This is a genomic window from Bordetella tumulicola, from assembly GCF_054779135.1.
In genome coordinates this window covers 104,101-121,537 of sequence record NZ_BAAGYU010000003.1, presented here as the reverse complement: position 1 = coordinate 121,537, position 17,437 = coordinate 104,101, and the positions used below count along the sequence as shown (strand labels likewise).

Annotated in this window: 14 protein-coding genes; 4 read left to right on the top strand and 10 right to left on the bottom strand. The window is 58.8% G+C overall.

Annotated elements, in window-relative coordinates; all coding sequences use genetic code 11:
• Positions 1-26: 26 nt before the first annotated feature.
• On the bottom strand, positions 27-2,147 hold the full coding sequence (locus ACYVDM_RS00585; protein WP_415790676.1) for an NHL repeat-containing protein: 2,121 nt from the start codon (positions 2,145-2,147) through the stop codon (positions 27-29).
• Between the two features lie 307 nt (positions 2,148-2,454).
• Positions 2,455-4,455 (bottom strand): PhoX family protein, encoded by a 2,001-nt coding sequence (locus ACYVDM_RS00580; RefSeq protein ID WP_415790678.1) that lies wholly within the window; start codon positions 4,453-4,455, stop codon positions 2,455-2,457.
• A 314-nt stretch (positions 4,456-4,769) separates the two neighbouring features.
• Here ACYVDM_RS00580 and ACYVDM_RS00575 point away from each other — a divergent pair, with 314 nt between their 5' ends.
• Entirely contained in the window at positions 4,770-5,909 is a 1,140-nt protein-coding gene (locus ACYVDM_RS00575; protein WP_415790680.1) for a winged helix-turn-helix domain-containing protein, read from the top strand.
• 92 nt (positions 5,910-6,001) lie between these two features.
• Here ACYVDM_RS00575 and ACYVDM_RS00570 read toward each other — a convergent pair whose 3' ends face one another.
• The 7 genes from ACYVDM_RS00570 to ACYVDM_RS00540 form a co-directional block, all read right to left on the bottom strand.
• Positions 6,002-7,396, bottom strand: coding sequence for an amidase (locus ACYVDM_RS00570; RefSeq protein WP_415790682.1), 1,395 nt, complete (start codon positions 7,394-7,396; stop codon positions 6,002-6,004).
• A 16-nt stretch (positions 7,397-7,412) separates the two neighbouring features.
• Positions 7,413-8,081: an RraA family protein gene (locus ACYVDM_RS00565; RefSeq protein WP_415790684.1), complete on the bottom strand. Its 669-nt coding sequence runs from the start codon at positions 8,079-8,081 to the stop codon at positions 7,413-7,415.
• A 96-nt stretch (positions 8,082-8,177) separates the two neighbouring features.
• Positions 8,178-9,452: a TRAP transporter large permease gene (locus tag ACYVDM_RS00560; protein WP_415790686.1), complete on the bottom strand. Its 1,275-nt coding sequence runs from the start codon at positions 9,450-9,452 to the stop codon at positions 8,178-8,180.
• Positions 9,449-10,009, bottom strand: a complete 561-nt coding sequence (locus tag ACYVDM_RS00555) for a TRAP transporter small permease subunit (protein WP_460475292.1) — start codon at positions 10,007-10,009, stop codon at positions 9,449-9,451. Before ACYVDM_RS00555 ends, ACYVDM_RS00560 begins: the two co-directional genes overlap by 4 nt.
• A 62-nt stretch (positions 10,010-10,071) precedes the next feature.
• A complete protein-coding gene (gene dctP / locus ACYVDM_RS00550) occupies positions 10,072-11,190 on the bottom strand; it encodes a TRAP transporter substrate-binding protein DctP (RefSeq protein WP_415790690.1) in 1,119 nt (372 codons plus the stop codon).
• Positions 11,191-11,280: 90 nt separating this feature from the next.
• Positions 11,281-12,096 (bottom strand): putative hydro-lyase, encoded by an 816-nt coding sequence (locus ACYVDM_RS00545; protein WP_415790692.1) that lies wholly within the window; start codon positions 12,094-12,096, stop codon positions 11,281-11,283.
• A 112-nt stretch (positions 12,097-12,208) separates the two neighbouring features.
• Positions 12,209-12,940, bottom strand: coding sequence for a maleate cis-trans isomerase family protein (locus ACYVDM_RS00540; protein ID WP_415790694.1), 732 nt, complete (start codon positions 12,938-12,940; stop codon positions 12,209-12,211).
• Between the two features lie 137 nt (positions 12,941-13,077).
• Between ACYVDM_RS00540 and ACYVDM_RS00535 the strand changes: the two genes are divergently transcribed.
• From ACYVDM_RS00535 to ACYVDM_RS00525, 3 genes are all read left to right on the top strand, one after another.
• Positions 13,078-13,989, top strand: coding sequence for a LysR family transcriptional regulator (locus tag ACYVDM_RS00535; protein ID WP_415790696.1), 912 nt, complete (start codon positions 13,078-13,080; stop codon positions 13,987-13,989).
• 172 nt (positions 13,990-14,161) lie between these two features.
• On the top strand, positions 14,162-14,923 hold the full coding sequence (locus ACYVDM_RS00530; RefSeq protein WP_415790698.1) for an SDR family oxidoreductase: 762 nt from the start codon (positions 14,162-14,164) through the stop codon (positions 14,921-14,923).
• A 123-nt stretch (positions 14,924-15,046) separates the two neighbouring features.
• A complete protein-coding gene (locus tag ACYVDM_RS00525) occupies positions 15,047-15,958 on the top strand; it encodes a LysR family transcriptional regulator (protein WP_415790700.1) in 912 nt (303 codons plus the stop codon).
• Positions 15,959-16,019: 61 nt separating this feature from the next.
• Here the strand turns inward: ACYVDM_RS00525 and ACYVDM_RS00520 are convergent, their stop codons facing one another.
• Positions 16,020-17,171: a metallophosphoesterase gene (locus ACYVDM_RS00520; RefSeq protein WP_415790702.1), complete on the bottom strand. Its 1,152-nt coding sequence runs from the start codon at positions 17,169-17,171 to the stop codon at positions 16,020-16,022.
• Positions 17,172-17,437: the final 266 nt, after the last annotated feature.

Below are 17,437 nucleotides of genomic sequence, written 5' to 3'. Positions count from 1 at the left end.
GCCAGACAAGGGCACCCATTTCCCGCTTAGCGCTTCCCAGCCGCCACGGCAGCCAACGGAACCGGCGGGCCGATCACCGGGGTGTTCAGCGGTGCGGCCGCTCCGATCAGAATGACGATCGAGTTACCGCCGGGGTTGAGGTCGGGATTGGGATTTTGCTTCCAGTTGTTCATTACCCACACGTTTCCGGATCGATCGATCTGGCCGCCGGTGATGCGTTCCAGGGCGTCACTCATATAACCGGTCGCGGGCGAGATGGGATCGCCTACCTTCATTCCTGGCGGGCACTTGCTCGTGTCCGCGCCGCAGAATCGGCTGATGCCGGTTAATGCCGTCGTTGGCGTGGCCTCGATGCCATCCGGCCCGAAGTTGAACACCCACACCGTATCATTGCCGTCTACCGAAATACCCCATGGTACGGTGAGGCCTCCGCCGGTAAAGGGGGATCCCGGATACGGTTCGTGCGTATCTCCCTGATACAGCGTGATCGACGGATTCGTGGCCGGGCCTTCGCGCAGACTGGCGGGACACGGGGCGTCCAGCCAATTCGAATTGGCGATCCAGACATTGCCCTTGCTGTCGGCGGCGTTACCAATGGGGTGGTTAATCAGCGGGCGCGCCGGGTCGCTACCCGCGGTCAGCGTTTTCAGGATCGCGCCGTCGGGCGCAATAATCATCATACTGTCGCCCCGGTTCATGGTGACCCAGACATTGCCGTCCAGATCCACCACCGTGCTGAACGGTTTGAGTTTTGGCAGTTCACCGGGTGCGAGCGGGCCCAATGGAAAATTGATCGCCTGCGTCGGATCTCCATTTGGAATCTTGGTGACGGAATCATTGCCGCAGTTGGCCACCCAGATGTTGCCCGCTCGATCGGACGACGTGCCTTGTGGCCATGAAATGTTGCCTTGGGTGAAGCCGGTGCTTGGGGAAATTGGCGTGCCATCGGGCTGAAATACCGATACGCTGTTGTGGGGTGCCTCTTGTGGCGTGCCGATGCAGGGCGGGTCCTCGAAACCGAAATTCCCCGTCCAGATGTTCCCGACGGGATCCAGCGTAATGCCAAAGCCGGCGCCACTGAGGCCGCCGCCAAAGTAGGGCGAACCAGGCACGACCTGTGCCGAGGGCGAGAACTTGATCAGGCGCAAGCCGGCGCACGCCGGCTGACCGGGGTATTGCGGCTCATAGTTGTCGTTCGCCCATGCGTAGCCCAGTGCGTCGAAAGCGATGTTGCCCACGGCGTTGACCAAGTTGCTCGGACTCTGGTCGCTGTAGGCGCCGCCAGTGACTTTCAGAAATAACAGCCAGTTGGTTGGGCGCGCAGCCAGTCCCAGATAGTGGGCTGGCGAGCCTTTTGACAAGCCGAATATCGGATCAGCCGCATCATCCGGATAGCCGGGGTACGACGGGTATTTCACGATATTGGACAGCGCTTCTAGCACATTGCTAGCTGGCGTACCGCCGGGAGGGGTTGCCGCTGCGAACAGCTCGGCACAATCGCTTTCCTCCGCGACGCAGGCCGCGACGACGTTGGCCAATGAATTGAAGGTCGCTAGTGTCGACGTTTCATCACCATTGGGAGAGGAGGCCAGTGCGGCCCCGACGGATCCGGAAATGGGATCGGCCAAATTGGTGGCCATCTGCGACGCGTTGTACATACCGATAGCGTCGCCCGCGATACCCGACGCGCTGATGAACTGCGCGAAGGCATTACCCGTGGCGACCGTCGTATGGTCGTTTACCACAATAGGGGTGTCGATTCTGCTGTTGTCGCTGCCGATCGCGCTGGCCAGCATGGCCGAGCCCCGTGTTGCTTCGACGAACAGGACCGCCTGCTGAGCCTGCTGCGATTCGGATAGCGCGTACCTGATGGTGAACTCACCGCCACGGTTGGTCGATCCCGAACCCAGTGGCACCCACGACCCGCCATCGCCGGAAAAGCTGGCATATAGCTTGACGTTGTAATCCGCGAGCCCCGTCGAGTTGCTCTCGACGTGACCCGAAAGTTTCAGGTGTTTCTCTTCGTCTTTAGACGACGAGCCTCCATCCGAGCATGCCGCCAAGGTGAATATCAGGGTGGCCGACAGTGCGATGGCCCGCCATCCTCTGCCTAGGGCGGAATGCTGGGTGCTCGTTAGCTGTTTCATGCTTACTCTCATCGTCGGACTACATGTATTGAGATGTTTGGAGGAATGCAAGAAAGCTACTTGAACGGCACCGATTTATCCAGTTTTTTTCGACGAAAATGCATATGGAATCGACGAAATGATAGGCCTAAATTTTATTTGCCCGATTTTCTCTTTGGTGTCTGCGCAACGACGGGGAAACGCTAGATTTTCATCAATTTATTATTTTTATAAAATAGATGATTATTTTGCCGGTGCCGCCGGTCTCCGACTCTTAAGCCGCCTGGGGCGCAGAGCAGACCCGCTGTGCGGGCCCGCTGCTATCCTATCAAGCAGTCTTCTTGACTAGGTTGATGCTGGTCAATTCACCTGTTACATAACCCACCGCAGCGCCATATTTGTCCTTGTAGTTGGCGTTGATGAGGGGATCGAGGGTTTCCCATACGACCGAATGCAGGCCCGTCTTTTTCCAGTCGCCGGGGTGCTGGAAGTTGGACATAATGTAGGTCCAGCCGTTGACTTCGTCTACCGCGTGCAAGCCGGTCGACTCGGCCCCTGCGGGCGTCGACAGGATGCGCGTCAATTCCTTGGTGTCGACGTTATACGCCCACAAGAAGTTGTTGACGTGGTTACCGCTGTCCTCGCCGATGAATAGCGTGCGCAGCTTTTCCGAGAACTTCAGATTGTCGGGGCTTGCAATTTTGTCGGCATTTGCCGTGTTGCCCAGTGCGTCGGGGGTATCAAGGTCTTCGCCAGACAATTCCAGGTGCGTGTCGCCAGGCACCCATTCGCTATTGATGGCATTGCCGTCGGTGTCGAGCACACTGCCTTTCAATGCGTGAGCCAGCACGCCGCCGGCAACGGTCGTCGGAAACAGGACGTTGTGCGCGGCGTTAAAAGCATCGCCCGACACCATCGAGGCCTGGATGTTGGCCAGCGCCGAGTAGGCGATTTTGTCCTTGGCGTTGACGGTCGTGCCTTCCATCTTGGTGAATGCCATGCTGGCGCCAACCAGGTTGGCATAGCGGTGCGTTTCGAGGAACGCGGCCGCCTTTTCCATGCCCGGGACGACTTTGATCCAGTTCGCCTTGCCGTCGCAGTACATCAACGTGTAGGTCGGGTCGCCCGGATCGGTGTACTGCACGTCCATAATGTCGGTCGGCTCGAGCGAGTTGGCCATCGCTTCGATCTCGGCGCTGTTGGCGTGGCCCAGCTTGATCCAGTTCATGCGTGCGGTCGACTTTTCGGTCAGAACCTGATCATAGTGCGCCACGTACAACGTGCCCGAGGATAGGTCGCGCGCGTTGTCGGCCACGAACATGAACAGGCCGCCATTGGTGTAGTCGTCGCCCATCAATGCAGTGCGTTCATCGGGCATGACCTGGATGAGCTCGTGCGAAATGCGGCCCAGGCAATAGTGTTTTTTGACCGTGCCGGAACCATCTGGGTTGACAGTGATCTCGGGCAGATGGCCATAGTGATAGGGCTTGGCGGTGGTCGAGTCGCCGTATAGGTAGTTGCTATAGCCCAAGAACATGTCATTGCTCTTCGCCGTGAACGCATCGGGTTCGTACTCTTCGCTGGACAGGTGTGTATTCCAGGGCGAGAGACTGGCGCCGCAGGTGATCCACAGGCCATGCGCCTGGGACATGTCGACGTTGTGGTAACGGGCCAGCGTGAGCTTGCCCGTGTCGGGATCCTGGTCCAGCGTCAACACGGCGATGGGCGAGGGCAGCTTGCCGTAGGTGTCGTTACCACCCAGGTCCTTGGTGACGTATTCGAACTGAACCACAACGAACACCGGGTTGGCCACGCCGTCGACCTTGGCATCCGGCAGGTGAATCATCGACGTGCCGTCCGGAGCATCTGAGAAGAGCTGGCGTGCGGCACCCGTACCCGATTTGTCCATGATGGGGGCGTTATTGATATCGTAGTAGCCGCCAGCAATGACGTCATTGCCTTGCAGATCCTTGACGATATCACCGGTGGTGAAGAACGGAGCATAGGCTAATGAATAGGTCTGGTTGCTGCCGTCATCGAAGTTTACTTGCAGCTTCGAACCCACCGTGGTCGTTGCCATCGCGGCCGCATCGCTCAACGAGGGCGCGGCCATGCCGATGAACGACGCTGAAACGAAATTGGCAACTGGTGTCCCGGGAGCCGGCGAATCGGAGTCGTCATCACTGCTGCTACAGGCGCTCAGCACGGAGGCAGACACAAAGGCGCCTCCCAATGGCAACATGGGCGCGCCCGCGAACATCTTGAGCAGTCGGCGGCGGGTCGCCTGGACAGCCGGCAAAGCCGATACGGGGAAAGAAGGTTTTGTCATCGCAAGATATCTCAGAGGGGGCTTGGCGGGAAAGGTCTGTTCGAATTCTTGGAATCTGCATCGCAAGACGAAACAGATTCCAAGTGTGCCGGTGCGATGATAGAAATCACTTGTGACGCAGTCGTGATGACTTCCTGTCGATCTCCTGAAAACCTGGGTTAACGGTCGACATAGGCGTTGCCGCGAGGCGTGCGCGGCAGCGCTGTCGTGATTTGTCAGGGCATAGCCGCAGTCGGGTTTACGCGGTGTGCTAAAACATCTTGTGCAGAATGCGCTGCACGTATTGGATGCATGGAAAAATAGACGTGAAAATCATGTCCTTTCCCGTTTCAGGGCCCCAGGCGCGGGCCGTTTGGCTGCGGGCACAGCGGTTGGATCAGTACGCGCCATTTGGCGCCGGCCCGCAGGCGGCTCGGCACGCCATCGCGCATCTGGGCTACGTCCAGATCGACACCATCAACGTGATCGAGCGCAGCCATCACCACATTCTGCAGACCCGAATTCCGGACTACGCGCTAGCGGACCTGGAGCACGTACAGTCGGTCGAAAAGTCGGCTTTCGAATACTGGACGCATGCGCTTTCGTATGTACCCACGTCAGACTATCGATACTTCATGCCTGCGATGGCGCGCCATCGTGATACGCCACGCGATTCCTTTGCCTCCGTCACCGCGGACGACTATGCGGTGTTGCTCAAGCGCATACGTAGGGAAGGGCCGATCTCCATTCGCGACATAGAAGAAGACCTGGTCGAAAAGACGCATCCGTGGGACAGCAAGAAGCCTTCCCGTCGTGCATTGCGGTTCGGTTTTTTTGCCGGCGACCTGGCCATTGCGAAACGCACGGGTATGCTGAAAAGCTACGATCTTGCGTCGCGCCATTTCGCCTGGGACAAGCGTCCCAGACCCGCCAGCGAGATGCAGTTCGCACAGTACCTGCTGACACGCGCGTTGCGTGCACAGGGCATGGTCAGTCTGGACTCGATTTGTTATGGCAATCTGGGCACCAAGAAGGTGGTCGCCGAACTGATCGCGGCGCAGGTGCGCCGCAAACGACTGGTGCCCGTCCATATGGACAGCCACCCGAATGCCGCCTTTTGGGTCGAGCCAGATACGCTCGACCTGTTGCCCCCCACTGACGCTTCTCCTTTGATACACATCCTGTCGCCGTTCGATCCATTGATCATCCAGCGCAAGCGATTGAGCATGTTCTTTGGCTACGACCACAAGTTCGAAGCCTATGTGCCGCCTCCGAAGCGCGTATTGGGATATTTCGCGTTACCGGTATTGGCGGGCGATCGTATCGTCGCCGCATTGGACCTGAAGACCGACCGAAAGGCGGGCAAGCTGCTGGTGCAAAAGTGGACCTGGATCGCGCCGCGCAGCAAGACATTAAAGGCGGCGGTGGAAGACGCTCTGGGCCGATTCGAGCGTTTTCAATTGGCGTCGGTGTAGCAGGGCAAGCCATCGCCAGAATCGTCGTCGATGTCAGGGTTGATATCGACGGTCTTCAGGGTGCGTCTTCATTGAAAGCGATGGTGAGTCGGTCATACCTCCGGCGGTGTGCGCAAATGCCATTGGGTGCGCGACTGGTATGCCTCTCCGATGTCGAGCATCTGCTCCTCGCTGTACGGGCGGCCAATAATCTGCAGCGATATCGGCAGGCCGTCCTGCGTGGCCCCATTGGGCAGTGCTAGCGCAGCCAGATTGAAGAAATTCGCGAATCGGGTGTAGTACGCAGGGGTCGCGTTCTGGTCGACGTCAGTGAGCGGCAACGGCGCTGTCGCGGTGGTAGGTGTGAGCAGTGCGTCGACCTGCTCGAAAATAGCGTACAGTTCTTGTTGCATTGCCTGGCGGCGGCGTAGCGCGTTCAGGTAGTCGGCCGCCCGTACCTCGCGGCCCTTCAGCAGACGGGGGCGTACGTCTTCATCAAGAGGTTGTGACGCGTCGTCCAGTAGCTGGGCATAGAAGCTATAGCCCTCGGTATTCATGATCAGGCTATTGAGCTCGGCCACCTCGGCAAAGCCGTACGGAAGGGTGATGTCCACAATATCGGCGCCGGCTGCGCGCAATACGTCGAGCGACGCATCATAAGCGGCCAGGACTTCTGGCGTGGCTACTGCACGCTCGTTCTGGGGAAGGCGGGCCAGCCGCAGACCCGCTAGGTCGGTACGTGTGGTCATCCGACCTGACCATCGCGCAGGCGACGCGCTGTGCATATCGAAGGGTTCAGGTTCCCGCAACGCGTGGTAGAGCAGCCGGGTATCGCCGACGGTGCGGGCCATGGGCCCAGGCGTGTCCAGTGTCGTGCTCAGGGGCAGCACGCCATCGGTACTGATGCGTCCCGTGCAGACTTTCAATCCGGTCAGGTTGCACCACGACGCCGGCATGCGCACTGAGCCGCCCGTATCCGTGCCGATCGCCCAAGGCGCCAGGCCCGCGGCGACGGCCACGCCGGACCCGCTGCTGGAGCCGCCCGGCGTGCGTGGGACATCTAGATCCCAGGGATTTAGCGGCGTGCCCAGACGCGTATTGGTGCCCCAGCCGCCGGTGGCGAACTCGACGGTATGTGTTTTGCCCAGAATGATCACACCCTGTTGCCGAAGGCGTTGCACGATGGTCGCGGTGACGGGGCTGCGACGCTCGCGGTTGGCGGCGGATCCACCCATCGTAATACGGCCTTCGATTTCGATTAGATCCTTGAGGGCGATGGGAATGCCATGTAGTGGTCCAAGCCTGCATCCGGCGCTGCGGGCAAGGTCGGCACTCTGCGCCGCTTGCCGGGCCTCGTCTGCATACGTCTCAGTAAACGCGTGAAAACGGGAATCCTGGCCGGCGATTCGTTGCAGATAATGCTCTACCAGCGCTGCAGACGATAGGCTGCCCGCGTCGAGTTGGGCGGCTATCTCTTTCACGGTCATGAATGAAGGGGACGATGACATCGTTTGCATTTCCTTTTCAGTACTGGGCCAGGTGTTCCTTGATGACAGCCGAGGTGCCCAGAATGTCTGGGTATTTCTCGCCTGCGTCTACGCGCTGCAATGTCTGTTTCTCACCCGTTTGTAGGCCGACGGCCTTGTTGGCGGCAAATTCGATGAGTTCGGGCCGCAGCACGAGCACACCATTTTCGTCGGCCAGAATGGCGTCTCCGGCCGACACGGCTACGCCGCCGCAGGAGACGGGAATGCAGAACTCCCCGCCGATGCCCAGTGTCTTGACGGTGATGGTCGTCAAACCGCGTGCCCAGACCGGCAGGCCGTAGCGTCGCAGCTCTTCGATATCGGTGACGACGCCGTCCACGATGATACCGACAACGCCGGCCGCGCGCGCCGCATAGGCCAGGGCGCCGCCCAGGCTGGCGTGGCGCTGGTCGCCGCAACGGTCAATGACCAGAATATCGCCGGGGCGAGCCTGGCCTACCGCGTAATGCGCCATGGCACCGTCCGCACCCGGGTAGCGTACCGTGACGGCCGTGCCAGCAATGCGCTGAGGCGGCAACAGTGCGCGAATGCCGCTGTCCATGAATCCGGTATGAAGAAAATGGCCGATGGTGGCGGGTTCGGCTCGCGCCAGCAATTCGATGCGTTCGGGAGCAATCTGCTCTGGGAGCGATTTCAGTAGATACATGAGTGTGGTCTCTAGAGTGAAGGGTGAGTCAGATGATGTGCGATTCAGGTTGGCCGGCGATGTGACTATCCTCGACCAACCTGCAAAGGTAATGATCTATCGATACCAGAGTGCGACTTCGGGCCAGACAATAATGATCCCCACCAAGGTAAGCAGGGCGAGCAGATAGGGTGATACGCCGATGAAGACATCTATCAACGAGCCGCGTCCGCGTGTGGCTTGCACTACATAGCAGTTCATGCCGACCGGCGGTGTGATCAAGCCGGCCTCGGTGACCAGGATTACCATGATGCCGAACCAGACCGGATCGAAGCCAAGCTTGGCCATGATGGGCGCGAGGACCGGCACAGTCAGCACGGTTAACGACAAGCCTTCCAGAAAGCAGCCCAGGATCAGATAGATCAGCACGACCATGAGCACGATCGCATACGTACTGAGGTCCAGTCCCAACACGAAACTCTCGAGCAGGCGAGAAAACCCGATCATTCCCAGGGCGAAGTTGAGTAAGGCTGCGAAGATGATGATGATCATCAGGATGGCGTTGGTCTTGGCCGTGGCAAGAAGCGCCGAATTCAGAATCTTGAAAGACATCTTGCGTCTTGCCAGTCCTAGCGCAAGCGTTGCGATCACGCCAAGCGCGGCTGCTTCGGTCGGCGTGGCGATACCGGCGTAAATAGACCCCACGACCACCAGGAATAGCCCCAGGGGCGGCAGCAATTTCGGTAGTGTGGCGATACGCATGTGCCAGTCGGTCTTGATTTCTTTGCCGCTCCATTCCGGCCGCATGATGCACAGAACGGTCGTCACCAGCATGAACAAAGCCATCAGGATCAAGCCCGGCACGATTCCGGCCAGGTAGAGCTCAGGGATCGAGGTGTTGGTGATGCTGCCGTACACAATGAGATTGATGGACGGTGGAATAAGAATGCCCAGCGTGCCGCCCGCCGCAATGGTGCCCAGGAACAACCGTTCGTTGTAGCCGTGCAATTTGATCTGCGGAATGGCGATCGACCCAATCGTAGCGGCCGTGGCCAGGCTGGATCCCGACGTGGCGGCAAAGATGGCGCTGGTGGCGACATTCGTCTGCATCAGCCGGCCGGGCATCTTGTTCAGCCACGGAGCCACCGCATCGTACATTTCGCCCGCGATACCGCTGCGCACGAAAATCTCGCCCAGCATGATGAACAAAGGTACTGAGATCAGCACATAATTTTGTGCCTGGGCCCAGGCTGTCATTCCTAATGAATCCACAATCGGAACCGGGGAGATCAAGCCCACCGCCAACGCTCCCAGTCCGATGACCGAAAAAATGGGTAGGCCTGCAAAGAAAAGAATGAATGCGCCCAGTATGAAAGCGATACCGATCGTCATAGCGTGTACTCTCCAGACTGTTCGCTTTCTTCTATCAGTTGTATCGTTTCTTCATACTTGCCGTTTAGTACAAGACCGATGCTTTCCAGCAGCACCAGCGCCGCGGAAATCAAGAAAAGCAGGACACCCGCCAGGAAAATGAACTGCGGAATCCATATGGGTATACGCAGCGGCGTATTGGACACCGCGTCGAACGTCCACGAATCGAAGGCAAGAACCCACACTTGCCACGCGAGGATAGCGATCAAGACCGTTGTCACCAGCACGGCTAGGACGTCCAGTTGGGCCTTGGCGCGTGGCGACAACGTCAGGTGCAGCACATTCACCCGTATATGGCTACCTTCGAAGAACGCGTAGGACAAAGCCCAACTGGTGGCCAGTGCGAGCGCATAACCCGCGAGTTCGTCGGCGCCGACGAACGCAATGCCGAAGACTTTGCGTACCACCACATCGGTGCTAACGAGTAGTGCCGTGACAAACAGTACATACAAACCGGTTAACGCGACATTTCGTGAGAGGCGTTCGAACCGAATTCTTGCTTTGGTGATAAAAGGCATGATGGCTCCCGTTCCGAGCCCGACCCAGCGCGTTGCTGGGCCTGACCCAGTGTGGTGTTGAATTACTTGACGGGAATCTGCATATCTACGACCTTGCCGACGCTATCGTTCCATGCGGCGGCGCAGTCTTTGCCGCATGCCTTGCCGTATTGGGGCAGGACGTTCTGCTGGACCACCTGGCGGACTTTGGCCAAATCTTCGGTGCTGGGCTCGACCAGCTTCATGTTGCCCGCGGTTACACCCGCTTTACCGATCATGGTGCAACGTTTGTCGGCGGTGTTGCACCAGATTCCCTCATTGACGTTCTTGGTCTGGATTGTGTCGCTGATGTCGCGGTAGTAATAATCGATCGCCTTGGTCAGCCATTTTCGCTGGGTATCATCCAGCTTGGCCAGGCTCTTGCTGTTGATGACCTGGATGGTCGGCGCCCAGCCTGCAATCAGGGTAAACATCGTGTCGGATACCTCGTAGAGCTTGGCGGTGTTGCCGGACATCGTGCCCGTGATCACGCAATCAATCACGCCGCGTTGCAAGGCCGGAACCAGTTCTCCAAACGCCATGGTGACGGGGGCAGCCCCCAGGCCCTGCACCAGTTCGGAAAGCGTACTCGAGCTGACGCGTACCTTCTTGCCCTTGAGGTCATCGACGGTCTTGATATCTCCCTTGCAGAAGAACGTCTGCGCGCCTGACATGCCGGCGCCAAGCAGGTTGACGCGATAACGCTTCTGTAGGGCCGCTTCTGCCGCCGGCTCGTAGGCGGCAAGCACTTTCTTGATGCTGTCGACAGAGGTGGCCACACCGGCCAGATCGAAGCCGTCCAGGGTCGGAATATCGCCCGACCCGTAGTTGGCGACCATGTTGGTCATATCGAAGGTGCCCTGGGAAGTCAGTTGCAGAGCATCCGAGGGTTGCGCATTGATGTCGGTCACGCTGTTCAAGGTGGCCGTCACTTTGCCGGCCCCGAGCTCCTTGACCGTTTCGCTCCAGAAAGGCTTGACGACGAATAACCATTCCGCGGTGCCCACTGGCGGGCCAAGCACGCGCATCGAGAACGGCTCCATTCCTTGCGCAAGGGTAATCAATTCGGACTTGGCGTCAGTTTGCGCATGCGTGGTGGCAGTTGCCAGCGCAGCCGTCGCCATCACGATGGCGCAAAGAAGTTGTTTGTTTGTCTGCTTCATTTCTATTCCCCTGTTGTATAGCCACGTGCCGGGCGCATCGCGGCGAAATTAAACGGATAACAATGGGGGCCGACGAGCCCCGCGTACCGCCTAAATCAGGCGCAACTGTTCGACCGGGACATCACTGATCAGCATGTGTCCCGGGGCGTGGGTGATGAGAATCGGAGGTTTGGCAAGGATGGCCGCTGCTTGGGGTGTTACGCCGCAACCCCAGAACACCGGTACTTCGCCAGATCGGATTTCCGTGGGTTCGCCTTCGTCGGGGCGGCTGACATCGGATATTCCGATTTGAGCAGGGTCGCCGATGTGTACGGGTGCCCCATGTGCGCCCGGTAGACGGGCACATACGTCGTAGGCGATCTTGGCTTGCTCAGGCGTATAGGGTCGCATCGACACCACCATAGGGCCATGGAAGGCGCCCACGCGCTGGGTCTGGATCGAGCTGCGATACATGGGTACGATTTTTCCTTCATCCACATGCCGCACGCGTAAGCCCGCTTGTTCAAGCGCGTACTCGAATGAGAGAGAGCACCCCAGCACAAAGCCCACAAAGTCGTCACGCCATAGTGCGGCGACATCGTCGATTTCATCCACCAGTTCGCCGTCGCGCCACAGGCGATAGCGCGGCAAATCGGTTCTGAGATCGATATCGTTACCCAACATGGGAACCATTGGGCTGCCCGGTTCGCTCATGCCGAGCAAGGGGCATGGGGTGGGGTTGGCCTGGCAGTAGCCGTAGAAATCCTCGGCCCAGCTCTTGGGCAGAATCACCAAATTGCCCTGACCGTAGCCAGGTGCCATCCCACTGGTATTACCGTTGAACAGACCCAGGCGGGCCTGCGCTCGAACGCCGGCGGGCGTGGCGGCCCATTGCGGAAGTGGAACGACATGCTCATGCGAGTTCATGATTTGGGCCTTCTGTTGATGAAGAGAATGCGGTGTCCCGGGTCGGTACGCTCGGTCAAGCTTGGTGCAATCCATGGCGCTTGCGCACCATTGGCGTGCGTACTGCGTTGCATTATTGCGCCGGCAGCACGCTAAATAAGCGTCCCACTGGTTTTGCCTTGTCCAGACTGTCGATGGTGTGCAAAGCTGCCCAGATCGTCGCCTGGTTCGACGTGACGACCGGCACGTTCAATGATGTCTCGAGCGCTTGTACGCACTCTAATGATCGCCACGCGGTACACGAGCAAAACAGGGCTTGCGCATCGCGATCGAAATGCTCATGGGCGAATTGCTCGATCTGCGCCGGGTCCTGGTCATTGATGGCGCGATGGCCATCCGCGGCGGCGCGTGCGTCGCCATGAACTCCCTTGACGCTCAATCCCTGTGCGGCGTAGTACTGAGCGAGCTTCTGATTCGTCCAGTCCGGATAGGGGGTCATCACAGAGATCGTGTGCACATCCAATGCCTGGAATGCCTTCGAAACCGCCGTACTCGTGGTTACACAGGGGACGCCGGTGCGCTGTTCGATCGTATCTCTGACCTGCTCATCCCAGGCCGTCCCGCGATAAAAACTGCCGGAAGTGCAGGCGTAGGCAATCACGTCGATCTTGGCCGTGGCCAGCAACGCCGCCTTTTCCTGCAAGTCTGCATTCATCAGGTCGAGGGACGCTTCGGTCATCGTGCCATCTGGAATGTACAGACGCTCGCTATGCACCGTGACGGCATCGAAAAGAAGGCGCTGAAAGTCCGCTTCGACCGAGGTGTTGGTCGAGGGAATCAGGATGCCGATACGCTTGGGGCTCATATCTTCTCTCTTTGTGCGATTCTGGGCGTCTATGAACGCTTTGGTACACTTTCATGCAACATGCGTCCCCATCCTATATGGCATATCCCAGGGGAAGGTAATCAAAATTCTCAAGCGGACTGTGGTCAATTTCTATCATGAGGCTTTCCCTAACCCAGATAGAGACGTTTTACTGGGTAGCCCGGCTGAAAAGTTTCCACGCTGCGTCCCGGCACCTGCACCTGACGCAGCCCACGGTGTCGGCGCGGATACACGAGCTGGAAAATGCGCTGGGTTATCGGCTTCTCGAGCGCGATGCAAAAGGCGCGGCACTGACCCCGAAAGGCGCGTCATTCCTGAATAAGGCCACACGGCTGCTTGACCTGACCGATGATGTCCTGACCGATGACGCGACGCCTATGCGCGGTCTGCTGAGGTTGGGCACGAATGAGTCTGCGGCCCTTTCCGGTCTGGCGACATTTCTTGCGAGCCTGAGCGAGCACTATCCCTCGCTGCAAGTCGAGTTGAGTGTGGATGTCGGATCGATTTTGCGTGGCAGATTGTGTGCCGGTGGGCTGGACTTTGCTATTTCGACGGATCCCGGCGCACATCCGCATATTCGCGATGTCCTACTTGGCGACTCGGCAATGAGCTGGGTGAGTGCCAAAGGGAAGATCAAACAGAACGCGCCATTGACGGCAGGGGACATTGCCGGCATGCCGGTATTGACGGTGCCGGCGCCATCGGCGTTGCATGCTCTGAATATGTCCTGGTTCGCCGGCGCACGTGTATCGCCTCCCCGAATCAATTCGTGCAACTCGCTGGCAGTCATGCTGCGTCTGGTGACGTCAGGTACGGCTGTGGCGATCCTGCCGAGGGCCATTTTGCAGCGCGAGCTGGACGACGACAGCATCGATATTCTCGAGGTGGACCGACCGGTGCCGCCACTTGCCATCTATGCGTCATTTCCGCTTATTGGCGACTTGCGCGTGTTCGAAACCATTGCCGACATGGCACGCGAGGCGCTAATGGATTCGCAACTGATTCAGCGTTGCCACACGACGAGTTGATGGTTTTGCGCTACGATTGTTGATGATTTTTGAATTAACAAGTAAATTTTTCCCTATTTATTCATTCTGAAGCAAATGTCATCATGTTTTCCGGGTGCAAACGGCTCAGTCCGTCCGCGTGCTCGACACGCGCGAACGCTGGTCGTCACCGATCTACCTAAAGGAAATCATCATGAACACCAGCAATTCTTCCCTAGCATCATTGATGCCCCAGACGGCGATCGTTACCGGGGCCTCCCGAGGCATCGGTCGGGCCATTTCCTTGCGCTTGGCCGCCGATGGCTTCAAGATCGCCGTCAATTATTCGGGCAATTCCGCCAAGGCTGATGAGGTCGTCGCCGCAATCCATGCCGCGGGCGGAACAGCTATTGCGGTGCAGGCAGATGTGTCCAAAACCGAAGACGTACAGCGGCTTTTCGCCACGGTGCTGCAAGCCTATGGAGCCATCGGCGCCGTTGTGCATAGCGCTGGAATCATGTCGCTGGCACCGATCGCGCCGGAAAACATCGACGCCTTTGACCGTACCATTTCGACCAACTTGCGGGGCGCGTTCTTGGTGTTGGGCCATGCCGCCCAGCACTTGCAGGCCGGCGGACGCATCGTGGCCGTTTCCACAAGCGTGATCGCTAGATCTTTTCCCCAGTACGGGGCCTACATTGCATCCAAGGCGGGGGTTGAGGGCCTGGTACGTGTGCTGGCCAACGAGTTGCGCGGTCGGCGGATCACGGTCAATGCGGTGGCGCCGGGCCCCGTTGCCACCGAATTGTTTTTCGACGGCAAGACCGAAGAGCAGATCTCGCAGATAACAAAAATGACGCCATTGGAACGCTTGGGACAACCCGAAGATATCGCGCGCGTCGTGTCGTTCCTGTTGAGTGCCGATGGCGAGTGGGTCAACGGCCAAGTCGTGCGCGCGAATGGCGGGTTCGCATAAATGCGCTGCCCCTGCACGGAACCTGTGTGGGGTACCGTTGTACGCTATTGACGTCGACAGTGCACACAACAGGTAGGTGCTGCAAAATTTTTTTATTCACGTAAAACTAAATATTGGCTCTCCATGGATCGCTTTCTTGCGTTGCAATTGTTCAACCGCATTGTCGAACTGGGTAGCTTCACTGAGGCTGCGGAAATGCTGAATGTGCCGCGCGCGACGGCGACGCACGCCATCAAGCAGATGGAGAGCCGGTTAGGCGCTCGACTACTTGATCGCACGACACGTCAGGTAAAGCCCACCTTGGACGGACAGGCATTCTACGAACGCAGCAGGCGTGTTGTGGCCGATCTCGAAGATGCCGAGTCCTCGGTAAGTACGCAAGTCGTCAATCCGCGTGGAACCCTGCGATTGGATGTACATGGGGTACATGCGACGACGATCCTCCTGCCTCATATCACCGACTTTCGGGAGCGCTACCCCAATATCGACGTGATTCTCAGCAGCGGCGATCGGCTGGTCGACTTAGTCAAAGAAGGCATCGATTGCGTGGTGAGGGCAGGTCAGCCGCGCGACTCGTCGTTGATCGCCAGAAAGTTGGCGGACCTGCCAGAGATCATCTGTGCCAGCCCGGCATACTTGGCCCGATACGGAACGCCGAAGCATCCGCGCGAGTTGGCGCAGCATCACGCAATTGGTTTTTTCTCTCGAGGCAATGACTCCCGCTATCCGTTCTCCGTGATCGTGGACGGGGACGTACAAGAGTTCCCGGCCACGGGCTGGATTTCGGTCAGTGATGCGGAATGCTATACGAGCGCTGCGCTTGCCGGCTGCGGGCTGATCCAGGTGCCGCGTTTTCGGCTGGAAGAGCACCTGAACGCCGGTAGGCTGGTCCAGGTTCTGACGCAATGGAAGTGTCCGGACTTGCCGATCTGCGCCCTCTATCCATTTCACCGTCAGCTCTCGCCGAGAGTGCGCGTCTTCATAGACTGGGTGCGCGAACTATACGACAAGCGATTCGCGATACCCGGCAGCTAATGACCGAAGCGCTGCCTTCAGTACCTCGCCCCACTATCGGGTGGGGGGTCTTGCGTCCAGATTAGCCGGCAACCAATGTCAGCAAGGTGATTTCTGACGGCGCGCCCAACCGGTTGGGTGGCCCCCAATAACCGGTACCCCGGCTGGTGTAGACCCACATATCCTCAAAGCGGTGCAGGCCGGCGGTAAACGGTTGCTGCAAGCGCACGAAGAGATTCCAGGGTAGAAATTGGCCGCCGTGCGTATGGCCCGACAACTGCAGCTTGTAGCCGGCCGGGGCGGCGGCAGCGGCGCTGCGAGGCTGGTGTGCCAGGAGTAGGCTGATGGCATTGGCTGGTGCACCGTCCAGGGCCGCTGCGGGGTTGCTGGTTTGTGCCGGATTGAACACGCCAGCACTGTAGTCGGTGACGCCGGCCACCACCAGTGGTGTGTCGTCGTGGTGCAGCAGCACGTGCTCGTTCATCAATACGCTCAGGCCTATACGACGAAACTCGGCGACCCAGTGGTCGACGCCGGAATAGTATTCGTGGTTACCCGTCACCAGAAACGCGCCATGACGTGCGGTCAGTTGACCCAGCGGCTGCGTGTGGGTCGCCAATCGGGCGACCGGACCGTCGACCACATCTCCGGTGATAGCGATCAGATCGGGTTTCAGGGCATTAACGGCCTTGACGATATGCTCGACATAGCCCCGCTTGATGGTGGGGCCTACATGGATATCGCTGATCTGGACGATGGTGAACCCGTGCAGCGCAGGTGGCAGGCCGGCAATGGGTACGTCGACACGCACCACGCGCGCCAGTCGCCTGGCGTTGAACGCGCCCAGCAGCGTGGCGCCCAAAGCCAGCACCAACACCGCAAGCGCGCTGTCGGCCTTCAGAGCAGGCAACGATAGCGTGATGGAAAAGAGCGTACTGACTGTCAGCACCGCAGCCAGCACTGCGTCGCGCAGCAGGGTCAGCACGAAGACCGAAGAGAACAGGCCCATCACCACAAGCCCGATACCGGCTACCCAGTCGGACCAGGCGCGAGCGGAAAAGGGGCGGACCAACAGGGCCATGGGCATCAGGATGCAGGAAAGCACCAGGGCCGCCACGGCGAACACATGCTGGCTATCGGTCAAGGCAAGATCGGGAATCAAGCGCAGACCGACATAGACATGCGCCGCCGCCAAGACGGCCATCAGACGTAGAACAAAGGAGAATCCGGGCATTGATCGGCAGAGTCTTGTACTGCCCTTGTACGCCATGTGAGAGTGCAAGGGCTACGGTAGGGTTGGAGGCAGTGTGCAATATTACGCGCTTGCCGCAAGATGCGGCCCCGCCAGTCGTACAGCAGGGAGTCTCCGTTAGTGGACGACCGTGGGTGTACGTATAGGTAAAACACCGGGCGAATGGCGAATTGGCGTACAGTACTACTAAATGTGCGGGTGGCCGTTCGGCCAGTGCTGCCTATAGGAGGGGAGGTCCAAATGTCATC